Origin of the sequence: Acetobacter indonesiensis, from assembly GCF_000963945.1 — a bacterium.
GTDB lineage: Bacteria > Pseudomonadota > Alphaproteobacteria > Acetobacterales > Acetobacteraceae > Acetobacter > Acetobacter indonesiensis.
This window is the reverse complement of record NZ_BAMW01000009.1, coordinates 48,122-64,694: the sequence shown is the minus strand read 5'-3', so window position 1 is coordinate 64,694 and position 16,573 is coordinate 48,122. Positions and strand designations below refer to the sequence as shown.

The window sequence follows — 16,573 nt, the reverse complement described above, 5'->3', positions numbered from 1 at the left end:
CAGCAGGAGATTTTTGATTCAGCAGCTTTCAATGAGGCAAGTCTTATATGCTCGAAACACTTCTTCAGCGGTTACGGGGAACAAAAATATATGGCTCTGCCTTTGAAAGTGCATCACGATCATGGAGCTGGAGTGGCTTTCTGGCCGACGTCCGGAAAACAGCACACGCTCTTGAAAGTATAAAGCAGTCAAACCCCACAGTTGTCGGGATAAGATGTGCAGATTACTATAACCACTGGGTTCTTATTTTTGCATTAGATAGACTTGGGCTGGCATCAGCGTCCTTCCAGAATGATTACGGACCATCCTTCAAAACGTATCTCGCTGTTGTAAAACCAGATCTCATTTTAGCCGATCTGCCGCTTGATGCTGGTATTCAAAATTTTATAGTCAATAAAAAATGGTTTTTAGATATTCTGAGTCAAAAAGATGACTCTGCAAAGCAGTATGACTCTCCCGGTTTCTGTCGTATCGGCGTGGCAGCGGGTACGGATGTTAAACCCCATAAAATAGGGTTGACGCGGGGTGATATTGAACAAAATATTCAGCAGCTCATAACATCCAATATTTTTTCTCCTTCTGAAAAATCTGACAGACCAGATTTGTCTGTTATTTGCTGTATTGGTATTGATATTCTTGCTGGTTACCAGATTGTTCTGGCTGCATTGGCTACAGGCTATCCGGTTAAAATCATTGATCGTACCCAAATTGCGTTAGCTGTCGCGCAGCATAAACCAATTGTTTTGGTGCTTTCTCCGCTTCATTTGGAATATATTCTCTCGTCACTTTCTCCCGTTTCCATGCCACAAGAGACTATTGAAATCATTGTGGTGGGTGGGCGTCTTCCTGTTGAACTGGAAACAAAGACGAAAGCAAAGCTGACAAAGAAAATCCATATTTTATATGGCACGGAAGAGGCCGGTGTTATTGCCGTTAAAAAAAGCGATCATCTGTCAGATCCTAAAAGTGCAGGAGCAATTCTGCCGTGGATGAACGTCGAAATTGTTGATGAGTCCGACAAAGTCCTTCCGCTCAAAACAGAAGGGCGCGTGAGAGTAAGCGGTAATACAGTTATAAAAAGCTATCTTGATACTGAATTGGGCGCAAATAACCATTTTAAAAATGGCTGGTTTTATCCCGGTGACATTGGATTTTTAAACGATAAAAATGAGATTTTCATAACAGGCCGTACTGACTCTCTGGCGTCCTTCGGCGGAGACAAGTTTGATCTGCGCCTGCTCGACCAGATTTGCAAAACATATCCGGGCATACAAGACGCCTGCACATTCTCTGTTCCAGATGATAATGGCGTGCTTACACCATGGGCCGCGATCGTTTGTCACGTTGAACTGGATGGTGCTGCGTTGGGTGCCAAACTTCATGAAAAATATGAAAACTTACCACCAGTAACCCTGATCTGGGTCGATCGAATTCCATACCGTAGTGATGGCGAACCCGATCGTGATTTTCTGACAAATGGTATTCTCCGTAGTCGTCAGAAATAAGGAAAATCTGAAACTATCTTTCTGTCTATCGGAAATTTGAGGTCTGACGTGAACAAAAAACAAGAATTCGCCATTATTGGTACAGGCCTTCGTTTTCCAGAAAATATAACAACATTAAAAGAGTTTTGGGATTTTCTGAATAGCGGTCAGGATGCTAGCCGTGAGGTGCCTAAAGACCGCTGGAGCATCGACCGTTATTATGATCCCGGCTACGAAACGCCGGGCAAAACCTACATGCGGCGCGGTTCGTTCCTGACACAGGAACTCGGGTATTTCGAACCGCAGGTTTTCGGCATTTCCCCGCGTGAAGCAACTCTGATGGACGTGCAGCAGCGGCTTTTACTTGAAGTCGCGTGGGAGGCTTTTGAAAGCGCCGGTATTATTCCGGGGCGGATGAACGGTAGCAATACGGGCGTCTTTGTTGGCTCTTTCTCGCTCGATTGGCTGGTCTATTGTGGAAGCGCGCTCAACCGGGACTCCATTAAAGACCATTTCTCAACAACAGCCGCCTCTGCCACCATGCTCTCTGCACGGCTGGCGCACGTTTTCGGGCTTTGTGGACCATGTCTGACCATAGACACGGCGTGTTCCTCTTCTTTGGTGGCTATTCACAATGCGTGCCTTAGTCTGAGCAATGGTGAGTGTGACATTGCTTTGGCTGGTGGCGTTAATTTCGTTATTAACCCACAGGGTGCCATGCCAATGTCGCGTGGGCATTTTCTGGCAAAAGATGGGCGGTCAAAAAGCTTTTCATCAGATGCCGATGGTTATGGCCGTGGTGAGGGCGCAGCCCTTCTGTTGATCAAGCGGTTGGAAGACGCGGTTGCGGCAAAGGATCCTATTCTTGGGGTCATTTGTAAAAGTGGCGTCAATCATGATGGCAGAGGAACGGCGATTACTGTGCCTAACGGCGCAGCGCAGGAAGCCCTGATCAAAGATGTTCTCCACAGAAGTGACCTGACTGGTCAGGATCTAGATTATGTGGAAGCGCATGGTACCGGCACGCCAGTTGGTGATCCGATAGAAACCGCAGCGATTGGCAGCGCAATAGCGCAGAGCAAGCAGGGGCAAGCCCCGCTGGTAATAGGGTCGGTTAAGGCGAATATAGGCCATCTGGAAGCCGCAGCAGGTGTCGCGGGGGTGTTGAAAACGCTTCTTTGTTTGGAACATCGGGAAGTCCCTGCGCAAGTTAATCTTGAAGATATCAACCCGAATATTGAATGTGAAAAATGGAACCTTCACATCCCCAAAGGGAACAATGTTCCGCTGCCTTCTGAAAAATCTGTTTTATATGCAGGTGTAAATTCGTTTGGCTATGGTGGCACAAACAGCATGGTGATCATGCGCTCGCCCCAGAAAGACGAAGCTGCCCCTGTCAGCCGCAAAAGCAGGGGAAAGCCTGCCGTAAAAACCTATCTTCTGCCGCTCTCTTCAACGCATGAAAAAGGTCTGGCCAAAGCAGCAGAAGCCTATAGTGCATTTTTGCAGAATGATACGACTGTTGATCTGCATGATGTTTGCTATTCGGCTGGCGCCTACAGAACGTGGTTTCAGCACAGGGCCGTCATTCTGGCAGACAGCCGGGACGAGATGATTCAGAACCTTGCTGATCTGAAAACAGGGAAGCAGAACCAGTCAGTTGTAATTGGTCGCAGCTTTGTTGCGCCAAAGCTTGGCCCTGTTATGATTTTTTCCGGCATGGGGTCGCAGTGGGAGGGAATGGGAAAAACTATTCTGTCTACGCTACCCCCTGACGTGCAGCCTGTGGCAGAGGCATTTGACGCCACATTCCGGAAGCTTTCAGGCTGGTCTCTTCTAACTGTTTTGACAAGCGAGGAGAATGCTGATTTCTCCGTTCATAAAACGGAAATAGCCCAGCCAGCTATTTGCCTTCTGGAAATTCTGATTTTCAAAACTCTTGCGGCATATGGTGTTTCGCCGTCAGCTATTGTCGGCCACAGTGTGGGGGAAGTGGCTGCGGCGTATTGTGCCGGGGCATTAACGCTTGAAGACACCGTGCGTGTTATTTATGTGCGCAGTCAGCTTCAGGCGCGTTTGGCAGGCTCTGGCACAATGCTGGCTGTCGGTGCTGAACGAGAAAAGGTTGAAGAATTCATACAGAAGCACGCATTGAGCGTGTCTGTTGCAGCTGTAAATAGTCTGAAATCCTGCACGTTGTCTGGTGCGGAAGAGGATCTGAAAAAGGTTGAAGATCATTACAGCAAGCAGGATGTGTTCGTACGTTTGCTGAATGTTGAGGTGCCTTACCATAGCGCATTGATGGAAACTATTCAGTCTGACATGCATAAAATGCTGGCTGATATTCACCCCATACAGCCGGTTTTTCCCCTTTATTCAACGGTTACGGGCGAAAAATGGGATGATAACGTTCGGCATGATGCGCACTACTGGTATCAGAACTCCCGCCAGCCGGTAGAGTTTTTTAAAGCGGTTTCACATATACTGCAAGAAATAGACAGTCAGGTAATTCTGGAGGTCGGCGCTCATCCTGTTCTACTGCCTTCTGTAAAAGAAATTATCTCAAAATCTGATATCCAGATTCAGACAGTTCATTCGCTGCGTCGAAATGACGTCGGTATGCATTGGGCAGAACTCTGTCTGGCACGGCTGGCAATAGCCGGTGCGCCGCTAGACTGGCTGCGTATGACTGGCGGCCAGCGTGTGGCGATCCCGTATTACGCTTGGCACCGGGAGTATTACTGGTCTGAATGTCAGGAAGCCGCAGCCGATCGTTTAGGGCTGATTGTGCATCCGCTGCTAGGGTTGCCAATGGTGTCTGCTACGCCTCGCTGGCGGGCAACAATCAATCAGAACTATCTGCCTTGGCTTCCTGACCACCAGATTGAAAGCAATGTTATTTTCCCGGCAGCCGCCTATATGGAAGCCGCATTGGCTGTGCATTTTCAGGTGCATGGTACGCATCAGGCTATATTGCGGAATTTTGAGATTTATTCCCCTATTCTGATTGAAGAAAAAACAAATTGCGATGTTGAGTGGTCTTATAATGCCCAGACGGGAAAACTGGAGGGAAGCACCCTAACCCGAGGGGATGATGATAGTGATCCACTCTGGCGCAATCATGTTCGTGTAGAAGTTCTGACGTCGGCCCCTTGGCCAGTAGAAGGCCGTAAGGTTTTTTCTCCGGTTGTCGTAAAAACATTCGATAAAAATGAATTTTATACAACACTTGCCCAGAATGGTCTGCAATATGGGGAACAGTTTCAGGTTGTGGAAGACATTGCGACAGTGCCAGAAGGGCTGTGGGCAAAGTTAAGCCTAACCCCTGAACGCGCTATCCAGAGCGAAGACTATGCTGTCCATCCAGCTTTGCTTGATGGCGCGTTTCAACTGATCGCCGCAGCGGTTTTTGAACATAATCCAGATAACGATTATGCTTACGTGCCCGTCAGTGCGGAACGTCTGATCTATCATGGACAGAAATGTGCTGAACTGACGGCAATTGTCAGCGTGGGGGCAATTTCGTCAAAGCAGCTTGTTGCTGATGTGCACCTTTATGACGATGAAGGTCATATTGTGCTCAGTATTGATAAATTGGTTTGTAAAGCGGTTCCTCGCGTTACAAGAAAGAAGAAATTTGAAAACCTTCTTTATAAAACAACGTGGAAAAAAGCAGAAACCTTACCCCTTCTGGTTGACCCCCAAACTATTCTTGCTGTGGGTGATGCAGATCAGATTGACGCCTTTAAAGCAGTGTCAGAGCAATATCTTCTGACAGTTGATACAGTTTTGCTGCCCGGTGAATATAATCGATCCTTTTTTGAGGAAGCGTTTAAAGACACCACGTTTAATGACTACAAAGCGATAGTATTTTTCAGTCCTCTAGGAAGTGATGCCAGCCAGATAGTCGATGTTGGGCAGCTTCTGGCGTGCGTTCAGGCGATAACACATCTTTCTGCTGAAGAAGCCTCGCCGCGTTTTTGTGTTGTTACAGCCGTGGGGCAGGGTGTTTCTCTGGCCCAGTCTGCTCTTCGCGGCTTTGCGCGCGGCATGGAGCTTGAGCGTTCAGACTTGCGCGTAAAAATTATCGAGGTTGAGACGAACGGTGCAGAAGCCGTTTTGGAAAGTATTGGCGCAGAACTTATTCAGGATGATTCTGAAGACCATGTCCTTCTGCGAGGCGGGGAGCGCTTTGTTGCTCGCGTTGTGCCAACATCGCTGAAGAATGATAATACAACATCACTTCCGCTTGCCGGGCGCACGGATCTGTCTGCTGTTCTTAAAGTATCCGACACCGGGTCTTTAGAAAAACTGTATTATGAAGCTAGTAAAATACGGAAACCATCAGCAGGTGAAGTTTCCTGTCAGGTTCTGGCATCAGCACTGAATTTCAAAGATGTTCTAAAAGCCATGAACCTTCTGCCTGATAGTGTGGTTGAAGGCACTTTCTACGGCCACGCGCTGGGTATGGAAGCGGTCGTGCGTATTCTGGATGTTGGCGCTGGCGTTGAACATTTTGTAAAGGGGAAGGACTACATTGTCGCGGCGGCGGATTGCTTTGCAACATCCTTTACCGTGAAAGCCGATACACTTTTTGCAATAGAAAAACCTGCGTCCCTTTCTGCCCCGGATGCCGCGACGCTGCCGGTTGCGTTTCTGACCGCATGGTATGGCCTGTCTCATCTGGCGCGGTTGCAAGCTGGTGAAACGGTACTAATCCATTCTGCCAGTGGTGGCGTGGGGCTTGCTGCCATTCAGGTCGCTAAAATGCTTGGCGCAACGGTCTTTGCAACAGCCGGAACGGAAGAAAAAAGAGACTATCTCCGTAATCTTGGCTGTGCGCATGTATGGTCATCCCGCACATTGGCGTTTGCTGATGAAATTCGTAATCTGACCCAAGGCCGAGGCGTAGATGTTGTCCTCAACTCCCTGTCGGGTGAGGCACAGGCCGCCAGTCTTGCCAGTGTTGCTTCTCTGGGACGGTTTGTGGAAATTGGCAAAAGAGACATTATTGAAAATGGCTCTCTGGCCATGCGCGTCTTTAACGAAAATATCTCGTTCTTCTCGGTTGATCTTGACCGCCTTCTGAACGAAAAACCACAGCTTATTAAAGACATCCTTGGCGCTATGGCCAGCATGATTGGCGATGGCTCCATTCACCCCTTACCGTCAACGGTGTATCCCGCCGGTAAAACGGTTGATGCCTTCCGCTATCTTTCCAGTGCCAAACATATCGGTAAAGTTGTGATAGATTATACCGATCTGACCGATGTTGTCGGGAAAGAAAAACTGCCACCCCGACCGCACATTGACGCTGAAGGCGCTTATCTGGTTACCGGTGGTTTTGGTGGTCTTGGTCTGGAAATTGCAGAGTGGTTGATTGCCTCTGGCGCGACACATCTGGTTTTGACCGGTCGTAAGAAAACCGACAATGACGTGGTTCTGAACAGGCTTCAGGTCTGGCGGGATGCTGGCTGTACGGTCGAGGAGCGTTATTTTGACATCACAGACAAAGATAGCCTGAAACTTTGCCTTTCTGAATTTGGAAAAAAGCTGCCTGTTCTTAAAGGGGTGTTCCATTGTGCCTGCGTGTTCGATGATGCTCTGCTGGAGAATATCACCCCAGAGCGTTTGAAAACCGGGTTTGCGGCAAAGGCCGTTGGCGCGTCCCATCTGGATGCGTTGACACGCCACATGCCGCTTGAATTCTTTGTTCTGTTCTCGTCAGTGACCACCATGACGGGCAATATCGGGCAAAGTGTTTATATTGCCGCGAATGAGGTTCTGAATCAGATATGTGAAAACAGGCGGGGGCTGAACCTTGCCGGGTTGTCACTCAATCTGGGCCCGGTGGAGGGTGTTGGTATTCTGGCACGCAATCAGGTTGCAGTCGATGCGTTGCGGAATGCTGGCATGAACCTGTTGGATATTCATGAGGTTCTACGCTTCCTGCCAGATGTGATGGAACAACGCTGGCCGCAGATTACCGTGGCAGATATTGACTGGGAAAAATGGTTTCGCGTTGTTCCGCTGGTTGCGGATCTCTCGCGCTTTACGGCCATGCATCATCTGGTGGGCGCATTGGAGGCCACCAGTGAAACAATGCTGTCATTGCTGAACCTGCCAGAAGAAAACAGGCAGGATTTTATTGTTGAACGACTGAAATCAATTATCGCCAAAACCCTGCATTTGCAGGAAGACACGATTGAAGATAACGCCAGATTGTCGGAACTGGGGTTAGATTCCTTGGCCGGGGTTGAACTGCAAACTGGTATCCGGGTTGAATTCGGGGTGGAAGTTTCGGCTATGATGCTGGCGAAAGATGACAGTATCCGTAGTCTGGCCAAGAAGTTTTATAGCCAGATACAAACCAAACTCTCTACCATGAGCCCCGAGGACGAATGACGATGGCAAACGCTTTTCAGTCAACACGCGGTGTTCAGAATGAAGAGATTATCGACTGGCGCAAAGGGTCTGTAGCGGAAGGATGTCGTTACCGAGCCACAAAGAACCCGAATCTGGAAATTCTGACGTTTCTGGGGGATGGTCGAAACCCGACAGCGCGACTGACCGCGCAGAGTCTGGATAAGCAGGCAGGCTGTCTGGCATCTTGGTTAAGCAAGCTTGTTCAGCCGGGGCAGCGCGTTGTGTTGTTGTTTGAAAACGGGCCTGATTACCTGATAGGCCTGTTTGGTTGCCTGTATGCAGGGGTTATTCCAGTTTCGGGCGTATATCCAACTGATTTTGGCAGCAGGCAACGGTTCTGCCATATTGCGCGTGATAGTCAGGCCGTTGCTGTTGTGGGCTGTAAAAATGTACTGTCCGTGTTTCAGAAAGAATGTGCGTCTGAAAACCTGAAAATAGCGTGGATTCCGGTTGAACTGTCTGAAAAAGGGCAAGGCTATTTTTACGCCCCGCGTGACAATGAACAGGACGCCCTGATTCAATATACGTCTGGATCTACCAATATTCCGAAAGGCGTTATTCTTACCAACCGGAACATTATCTTTAATCTGACCCAACAGGGGGAAGAGCTTGGCTACGCGCGCGGAGATGTCGGCGTAAGTTGGCTGCCTTTGTCGCATGATATGGGCTTGATGGGCTCTGTTCTAATGGCCATTGGTGCGGGTGGGCAATGCGTGCTGCTGCCGCCCGAAAAGTTTTTGGAAAAACCGCTTAACTGGTTGCATGCCATCAGCACGTATAAGGCAACTCTTTCCGGTGGCCCGGGCTTTGCTTATGAAATGTGCCTGAACGCAGTTGATGAGTCAGTGACAGAACTCGATCTTTCCTGCTGGGATCAGGCGTTTATTGGTTCTGAGGCCATTGGCAAGGATATGCTGGATCGCTTTGTTGAAAAGTTTTCGGCTTATGGCTTTCGGGATGCTGCGTTCTGCCCCTGTTATGGCTTGGCCGAGGCAACATTGCTGGTCTCTGCCAAACCGCGCGGCACGGAACGGATTGCCCAGTCATTTTCGCGGCAGGCGCTTTTGGTCGGCACTGTAGAAACGACAGATAACCCAGCCGATGACCGTGTGCTGGTGTCCTGTGGGAAGGTGATAGCGGATACGGACGTTGTCATTATCAAAAACGAGGCCGCGCTTTCACGTGCATCGGAAATGGAGGAAGGGCTTATCTATATCCACGGGCCGGGTGTGGCTGTCGGCTATTGCGGCTATGGTTCTGAAACGCCCACACATTTCTGCTATCAAGGGAAAGACTATCTTGCCACGGGCGACAAAGGTTTTTTCGTGGAAGATGAGTTGTTTCTTACGGGACGAAAAAATAACGAAATCGTCCTTAACGGGTTTGCCATAGACCCTGAAGATCTGGTTTTTTCCGTGTCTGAAAAGACGTCTTATGTGTCGCAACATAATGCGACAGTCTTTTTACAGGGTGACATTGACCCGGTGCCCGTCTTTGTATGTGGCGTGCCGCATGATGCCTTGAGTCATGCCGCCGATGTCTTTCAGGATATTCAGGATGTCCTGTACGACAAATTCAGAATACAAAAGGGATATGTCTATTTTGTAAGTCCTTCAGCCTTGAACCGAACCCCAAGCGGGAAAATCATGATCAAGGATACCAAGGCCTTTCTGCTTGAAAACCCGAAAACCATTTTAAGAGAGATGGAAATTCTCCCTCGTTCTGCGCAGGGCTTTCGGATTATAAAGCAGGAAAAGCATTGATGAAGAAGAACAGCCCAGCATGAACCCGGATGATCCAGATACAATCCCCACGCAGGAAGGCCCGTGTGGGATAAGATTTGACTTCAATGATGGCGCCCGAATCTTTTTCCCCGCAGGCGACCAGTGGCGGGTTGATATCTGGGATCTGGACACCAAAACACTTATCTACCGACATGTGCTGCAAGGCGGTACAGTGCAGACCCGTAAGCGGTATTTTGTGCGCTTTGCTGTCGATATCTGGAAAAATGACGAGCATATTTTCAGGCATGAATTTGATCTGACGGGCCAGATTGTCGCCATTAAAATGGGGCAGGGCGGTCTGGGTGATCATCTTGCGTGGATCGAGCATGTCGAATTTTTCCGCAGGAGGCACCAGTGCCGGGTTTTTTGTCAGATACGGCCAGATCTGCTGGCCTTGTTCCGTGAAAGCTACCCTGAAATAGAATTCCGCCCCGGTAACGTCAGAATGGAAGAGCCATTCTACGCGTCCTACAAAGTGCTGGTTTTCTATAATGATGAAGGGCTTGATCACAGCCCGGTTGACTACAGGGAAGCGGGGCTGGCGCTGTCTGCCCCTTATATTCTGGGGCTACCGCTTATTGAACGCCGGCCCTCTCTGTCTATTCCTCCTTCTGTCAGACCAATTGCCGAGCCATATGTCTGTCTGGCCACGCAGGCCTCAAGCCATTGTAAATACTGGAACAATCCGGATGGATGGATCAGGCTGGTCCAGTATCTGAAAAACCGTGGTTATAGGGTTATCTGCATTGACCAGAAGCCTGTCACGGGTCAGGGGCGTGTCTGGCATTATATGCCCCATGGCGCGGAAGATGAAACGGGTAACAGGCCGTTGTCAGAGCGCGCCATGTGGTTGAAACATGCCGATTTTTTTGTCGGGCTTTCAAGCGGATTGTCATGGCTGGCCTGGGCAATGGAAACGCCCGTTGTCATGATCAGTGGTTTCACTGCCGAGCGGAACGAATTCTCCACCCCATGGCGTGTGATTAACAGGCACCTGTGCAATAGCTGCTCAAACGACATCCGGTGCCAGCTTGATGTCAGTGATTATTTCTGGTGCCCACGGCATAAAGATACGCCGCGGGAGTTCGAATGTTCGATTGGTATTTCAGCCGAACAGGTCGTTTCTGTAGTGGAAGACTGCATTCAGAACGCAAAAAATAGCGCCCCTGCCGTCTAGTCAAACAGGGTAGGCCAAGAACAGGGCAGGCCATGCCATACGAATGACCTGCCCGAACGGGCTAAAATGACGCTGACAGGCTCAGGTTGAAAGACCGGCCCATGCCCGGCAGGGCGCGGGTGGTGCCGATATAGCGCGTATCCCCCAGTGAGAGACCACCCAAAGGCAGATAGTACGGCTGGTTCAGCACGTTATCGATGCCTGCATCCAGCGTCAGCATTTTCCATATATAGCTGCCCCCAAGGTTGAGCAGCGCATACCCGGCAGTGCGGGGTTCGCCGCGCAGCCAGTCCACCGTGTCCTTGGGTTTGACGAAGTTCATTTCCACGCGGCCGGTCCATGGGCCGACGGTTTCATGCACGGCCACGGTGCCGTTCAGGGGCATCATATGGTACAGGCCGGAATGCGTGACATCATCCTGCCCACGTACCCAGTTCAGCACACCGGTTACCTCACCTTTGCCAAAGCGTGGGGTGTTCCACAATGTATAGTGGCCGGATGCGTTAATGCCGTAGGTCTGCGCATTATGGTTGGCAAATTGCAGCAGGTGGTGCCCGTTGGTGAACGTGCGCAACTGAACCACGTTAATGTAATTATGGATGTAGCTGTAATAGGGCTGCACCTTCAGCCCCCATCGGCCTGCTGCCGTGGGGTCGTGCCAGTCGAGGGTAAAGCTGGCGGTGTTGGCAATTTCAGACTTCAGATCCATGTTGCCCACATAGCCGTTACCATCGCCAAACCAGCCAATCATGCTGGATGACATGCTGCCCATCCCCCACGCATAGCGTTCATACAGATTGGGTGCGCGTGACTTCCGGGCATATCCGCCCTCTATCGTAAGGCTATCGGTCATCTGCCAGCGGGCCATGGCGGTAACATCAAAGTTCACATCCGTGCGGCCACGGTTGCGGGCGTTGAAGGCGCGGGCGGCCATGGCGTCGGTCATGTTCATCATGCCGGTCCAGGAATACGGGGCCACATCGCCGGTGTTCATCATGATCAGGTCATTCCGGAAGCCCAGCAGGGTCGAGACACGGGGCGTCCAGTGGGCTTCCCATTCAGCGTAATGACCCAGCCTGTCACGGTGGCCATTATTGATGTTGTGATAGGTATTCGGCCCCATCATCATGCTGCCCTGCAGGGCGGGCCACCAGTCATTCAGGCCGGCATGGTCAAAGCTGCTGCCCAGTTTGAGCGTATGCGCCGGGGCCAGCGGAATGGTTGCTTTCAAGGAATAGCCAGCCAGCCGGGAATCATTGTTCATGGGCATACCGGTGGTGGCGGAATGGCCCCCTTTGTCTGCCAGCATGTCCATGGCATGCGTAATGCGCTGCCAGTAACCACGGGCCTCAAGCTCGCCCCAGTCGAATGAGCCAGTATATTTCCCGTTCACAAAGGTGGAGCGGTTGTTGGTCATGTCCATATACTGGTTGGCAAAGGCCTCACGCGGGGTGTCCTGCTGCCCCACGGTGACAGACAGCAGATGGTTGTCCTTGTGCAAGCCCACTGTCACAGCGTGATTATATGTCAGGTAGCTGGTGGAATGGACGGTACCCATGCCTGCGCCGCCCTGATAATTGCTCGACTGATCGTAAGATGCTTCGTAGCGGATACTCAGCAGATGGTTGGCGACCGTCATGGCCCCGGACGCACCATAGCCTGCGCCGTTGCTGCGATAGGTGCCACGCACCCGGCCGGTTACCAGTATCTTCCCCTTGCGGGCAAAGCGTGGGTCAGCACGTTCAACGTCTATGGTGCCGCCAATGCTGTCGCCCCCGGTGCTGACGGGCGTTAGCCCTGCAATGCTGGTGGCCGTTTTTACGCTGTCGGGGTCTATGTAAGACAGGGCCGGGTTCATGTGGTTGGGGCAGGCGGGGGCAATGCGCACACCGTCCACAATGGTCGCCACACGATCATCTGCCATACCGTTCAAGACGGGCAGATTAGCCAATCTGCCACCACCATAGGAACTGAAACCGGGCTGGTTGCGGAACAGCGAAGACGCATCCGGGCTTGAAAGGCGTGACATCCGCAGGGAACTGGCATCGGGCGAGGACGCTGTCAGCGGCGCGTCAGACAGGGACGTTTCTTCTTCCTCGCTGGTCGAAATATCCAGTCGGGGCAGGGTAACAACAGGGCTGCTGACCGGGTGGGAGGAGCCGGAAGTCTGTGCGCTGGCAACCTGAGTGGTAACTCCACCGGGGGCACTGGTCTGTGCAGTGGTTTGCCCAGACGTCTGGCTGCTGGTCGGGGCACTGGTCTGGCTGGCAGTCTGGCCGAGCGCATGGGGGGTGTATGGGGCCACGCAGGCGGTGGCAATAACCCACGCCCATGCCGGAACCCGGCGTGGGTTAAGGAGCGTGATCATCATGAAAATCCTGAAACAAGGCGTGTAAAACCGTCTTCGTCAGGCCATCAGGCCAGAGAAGGGCTTAGGGACGTCTGGTTCAGGCAGGTGGCCCGCGTGATGGCGGCAGGCCGAGTGAAAGAAGAGGCGGCGCACGCGGGTTGGAGGCATGGCTGCCCCGGCGCATCCAACGCAGTACGGGCGGGGGTACAAGCACAATGCCCATAGGCAGTGCCGCTGGCAGCGACAACAGCGGGCACAGCGGGCAGCCATCACCATCATGATGGTGATGATGCAACGGATAAGGGGCTTTGGTCGGGCTTATGCCATGGTCATTGCCCGACGCGCCCATGGCATGATGGTGGTGCCCGGCCATACCCCGCATGGCGGCTGTATGACCCTCCGCCGTGTGCGGACTGACGGCAGAGGCCGCAATATCCACCCCCAGCAGGCGTTCAATCGCCTCCCGCGGTAGTTCTTCGGGCAGGGAAAAACTCTGGAGCGCAAGCAGCCCAAGAAAGCCCACCAGTGTCACCACAACCAGCGGCCATTTTAGCAGCATGTGCAGAGGGTGGGCAGAACGGGACATCAGGGCGGCCAGAAATCCTTGGTGGGTGAAGGCGCGGGGTCAAAAATCCGTTAGGTCTCTCTTTTCGTCCGCCACGGGCTTTGTGTCAAACGCGCGTCAGACGTGTCTGGCTTTTGTTTTACCCATGACAGGGGCTAAGCGTATGAGGGCAGAGACAAAAGACTCCTCACGCAAAGGTGTGGGGTGATAAAAGCAGCCAGACAGGGGCCGCAACAAGGAAAGAAGAGCACCGTGACGGTCAAGCCACGTCGCACACAGTACAGGGAGGAGCGGGTGCCGCTTGCACCGCCGCTGTATGCGGCTGACCGGCTTGTGTCGCCCGAACCTGCAAGCCTGCCCGTTCACCTGTCAGCCCCACTGGGCGAACACGGGCTGGAGGACGGGTCTGGCAAGAAAGAGGCACAGACCACCGCAGCAGACCACCGGCGTTTCTGGACTATTGCGTTCATGGTGGCGCTGGTTGCGCATGTGATTGTAACGGTGTGTCTGGTTGCGACCATGCAGCACCACACCCTGCTATCTGCCCCCGGTCAGCGCGCCGTGCAGATGGTGTTTGAAACGCCCCATGCCGAACAGGCTGCTCCGCCCCCGGTCGAGCCTCCTCATTCCGCGCAACCGGTGCATCCGGCCCCGTCCCTTGACGCACCGTTGCAGGATGCCGGGGCCAAAGTGCCAGACCCAGTGGTGCCTGATGTGACGGAGGCTCTGCCCACAGACCCGTTGCCACAGCCGGTTGTGCCGCATCGTGTGGCCGCCCCAGTCATTCCCCGCGCGAAGGCGCATACCATCCCGACGCCTGCTAAAGCCAAGGCGCAGCAGAGCAACCAACCGCCAGCAACGCCCACAGTGCAATCGCAACGCCCGCCTTCACCAGCAGAACCTGCCGCGCACTCATCGGTCACGGCGGCGGATGCCCCGGCTCCGTCTGTCGCGCACAAGGCGCAAGGGGCCGGGGTCACAACACTGACCTGCACACCACCGCAGACCCATTATCCGCCTATGGCCCGTCATTTGCATGAGGAAGGCGAGGCCGTGGTGGAAATAGGGCTGAATGCAACCGGCGCGGTAACAACCACACGCCTTGTGCAAAGCACGGGGTATGATGATCTGGACGCACAAGCTTTAACCGCAGCCCGTGGGTTGAAATGCGCGGCACCTGCACAGGGGGCTATGGTGGGGCGCATTCCGGTAGGGTTTCATATTCAGTAATGTGGGCCGGGGCGGTGGTGAAGAACCGACAGAACAGGGAAAACCCGGTGTCGGAATTGTTAAGAGAGCAGGGGTCAAGGTGACGATAGGGTGAAGAAACCCGCACCTGATCACCACGTTGAGACGCATCATGCTCTATCAATTCTCATATGTGCAGCGGCACGCGTTTTCAAAAGCTTATGCTGAAATGCTGAATGCGCGCGCGGCTGTTTGTCAGGACAGGCCAGAATGGGCCGCGCATATGCGGTATCCCGCAGGGGAAGATGTGTTAGACCACACATGCAACCCAGTCTATTTTGTTTCGATGGATGAAGCGGGGCGGCACATGGCGTCCATGCGTATCATGCCCACAACAGGTGATACGGTACTGCGCCATAATTTCAGGGATGTTTTTACAAACTGCCCGGATATTACAAGCCCGGATGTATGGGAATATTCTCTGTTCTGTAGTTCGGTTGATACCACAACGCCAAGTGGCCGTTATGCCGCGGCTGACGTTACAAAAGCAGTCTGCCGTCGTGCGCTTGAAAGCGGCATACGGCAGATTGTGGGGGTTTATGATACCGGGCTGTTTCGCATTGCGCGCAGGCTTGGGTGGGAACCCAGCACCATTGCCACCGATGGGGACACTGGTGAGCTGCTGGTTGGCGTTTGGGATGTCACGCCCCTGACCCTCCGTCATATTGCAGAGCTGCAATTACTTGGTGTGTAGCCTAAAACCCTTGCTTTTCCGGGGGAGGAGCCTCATCTAACCGTCCTGAACGCGTTATAACAGAGTCCGCTTTTGAAGCCTAAACCCCCCTCTTTCCTGATTGCGCCTGCCACCATGCAGGCCCTGATAACCCGGATAACGGAAGCAACGTCGCTGGCCGAGTTGCAGGCTATTGTCGCAGATATCCCACACAAAACAGGCGTACAGAACATTGTTTATCATTATCTGGGCCAGCAGCCTGATGGCGCGTCAGAGACCCCACGTGGCCTGACAACCTATGCTGACGAATGGGTGACGCATTACATTGCCAAGGGCTATGTGCATTACGACCCGGTTATTCGGCGTGCAGAGACCAGTCTGGTTCCGTTTGACTGGGGAGAGTTGAGCATTGATGGCGATGATCAGAAAAAACTGTTCAAGGAAGCGACAGATTTCAATTTGGGTGCAACCGGTCTGAGCATGCCGGTCAGGGGGCTGGGGGGTGCGAAAGCCCTGTTCACCATTACCAGTGAATATGCAAAGGCATTTTCCGGCCCGATACGGATTGATTACCTGCGCGAATATCAGGTGCTAGGTGTGTATGTGCATGAAGCCTACATGCGGCTGACAGGATTGATGAAGGCGGAACATCAGCATTTGTCACAGGCTGAACTGGCATCGCTCAAGCTGGCGGCGGATGGTCTTCCCGGCCCTGTCATAGCGCAAAAGCTGAAACTACCGGAATCGGTTGTGCGTTTGTATATTCGCTTGGCCCGTCATAAGCTTTTTGTGGCAGATACGTCTGCCGCCATTGAAAAAGCGCGGGCGCTGGGCCTGATTTAATCCGGCTGACCCAAGCACACACT

General features: G+C 52.5%; 9 protein-coding genes. 7 read left to right on the top strand and 2 right to left on the bottom strand.

Features of this window, described 5'->3' with window-relative positions; translation table 11 throughout:
* Positions 1–47 precede the first annotated feature (47 nt).
* Genes Abin_RS04195 through Abin_RS04180 form a run of 4 tightly spaced genes read left to right on the top strand, consistent with a single transcriptional unit; the run spans position 48 to position 10,871 of the window.
* On the top strand, positions 48–1,505 hold the full coding sequence (locus tag Abin_RS04195; RefSeq protein ID WP_048845107.1) for an AMP-binding protein: 1,458 nt from the start codon (positions 48–50) through the stop codon (positions 1,503–1,505).
* 48 nt (positions 1,506–1,553) lie between these two features.
* On the top strand, positions 1,554–7,889 hold the full coding sequence (locus Abin_RS04190; protein WP_146867688.1) for a type I polyketide synthase: 6,336 nt from the start codon (positions 1,554–1,556) through the stop codon (positions 7,887–7,889).
* Between the two features lie 2 nt (positions 7,890–7,891).
* Entirely contained in the window at positions 7,892–9,673 is a 1,782-nt protein-coding gene (locus Abin_RS04185; protein WP_052948161.1) for an AMP-binding protein, read from the top strand.
* Between the two features lie 19 nt (positions 9,674–9,692).
* Positions 9,693–10,871 (top strand): autotransporter strand-loop-strand O-heptosyltransferase, encoded by a 1,179-nt coding sequence (locus Abin_RS04180; RefSeq protein WP_048845105.1) that lies wholly within the window; start codon positions 9,693–9,695, stop codon positions 10,869–10,871.
* A gap of 61 nt (positions 10,872–10,932) precedes the next feature.
* Here the strand turns inward: Abin_RS04180 and Abin_RS04175 are convergent, their stop codons facing one another.
* Together Abin_RS04175 and Abin_RS04170 are read right to left on the bottom strand one after the other, a co-directional pair.
* Positions 10,933–13,239 carry a TonB-dependent receptor gene (locus Abin_RS04175; RefSeq protein WP_048845104.1) on the bottom strand — a complete coding sequence of 769 codons (2,307 nt, stop codon included), beginning with the start codon at positions 13,237–13,239 and terminating at the stop codon, positions 10,933–10,935.
* A gap of 79 nt (positions 13,240–13,318) precedes the next feature.
* Positions 13,319–13,807 carry a DUF2946 family protein gene (locus tag Abin_RS04170; protein ID WP_048845103.1) on the bottom strand — a complete coding sequence of 163 codons (489 nt, stop codon included), beginning with the start codon at positions 13,805–13,807 and terminating at the stop codon, positions 13,319–13,321.
* A gap of 231 nt (positions 13,808–14,038) precedes the next feature.
* Between Abin_RS04170 and Abin_RS04165 the strand changes: the two genes are divergently transcribed.
* The 3 genes from Abin_RS04165 (at position 14,039) to Abin_RS04155 (ending at position 16,550) form a co-directional block, all read left to right on the top strand.
* On the top strand, positions 14,039–15,016 hold the full coding sequence (locus Abin_RS04165) for a TonB family protein (protein ID WP_146867687.1): 978 nt from the start codon (positions 14,039–14,041) through the stop codon (positions 15,014–15,016).
* 130 nt (positions 15,017–15,146) lie between these two features.
* The gene (locus Abin_RS04160) at positions 15,147–15,728 is read left to right on the top strand and encodes an acyl-homoserine-lactone synthase (protein WP_048845101.1); all 582 of its coding nucleotides are present in this window, start codon (positions 15,147–15,149) and stop codon (positions 15,726–15,728) included.
* Between the two features lie 72 nt (positions 15,729–15,800).
* Positions 15,801–16,550: a helix-turn-helix transcriptional regulator gene (locus Abin_RS04155; protein ID WP_048845100.1), complete on the top strand. Its 750-nt coding sequence runs from the start codon at positions 15,801–15,803 to the stop codon at positions 16,548–16,550.
* The last annotated feature ends 23 nt before the right edge of the window (positions 16,551–16,573 follow it).

Excerpts from the sequence above, each read along its gene's own strand:
- Abin_RS04170 (WP_048845103.1), bottom strand. The coding sequence starts at position 13,807 with ATGTCCCGTTCTGCCCACCCTCTGCACATGCTGCTAAAATGGCCGCTG.
- Abin_RS04185 (WP_052948161.1), top strand. The coding sequence starts at position 7,892 with ATGGCAAACGCTTTTCAGTCAACACGCGGTGTTCAGAATGAAGAGATT.
- Abin_RS04180 (WP_048845105.1), top strand. The coding sequence starts at position 9,693 with ATGAACCCGGATGATCCAGATACAATCCCCACGCAGGAAGGCCCGTGT.
- Abin_RS04160 (WP_048845101.1), top strand. The coding sequence starts at position 15,147 with ATGCTCTATCAATTCTCATATGTGCAGCGGCACGCGTTTTCAAAAGCT.
- Abin_RS04195 (WP_048845107.1), top strand. The coding sequence starts at position 48 with ATGCTCGAAACACTTCTTCAGCGGTTACGGGGAACAAAAATATATGGC.
- Abin_RS04175 (WP_048845104.1), bottom strand. The coding sequence starts at position 13,239 with ATGATCACGCTCCTTAACCCACGCCGGGTTCCGGCATGGGCGTGGGTT.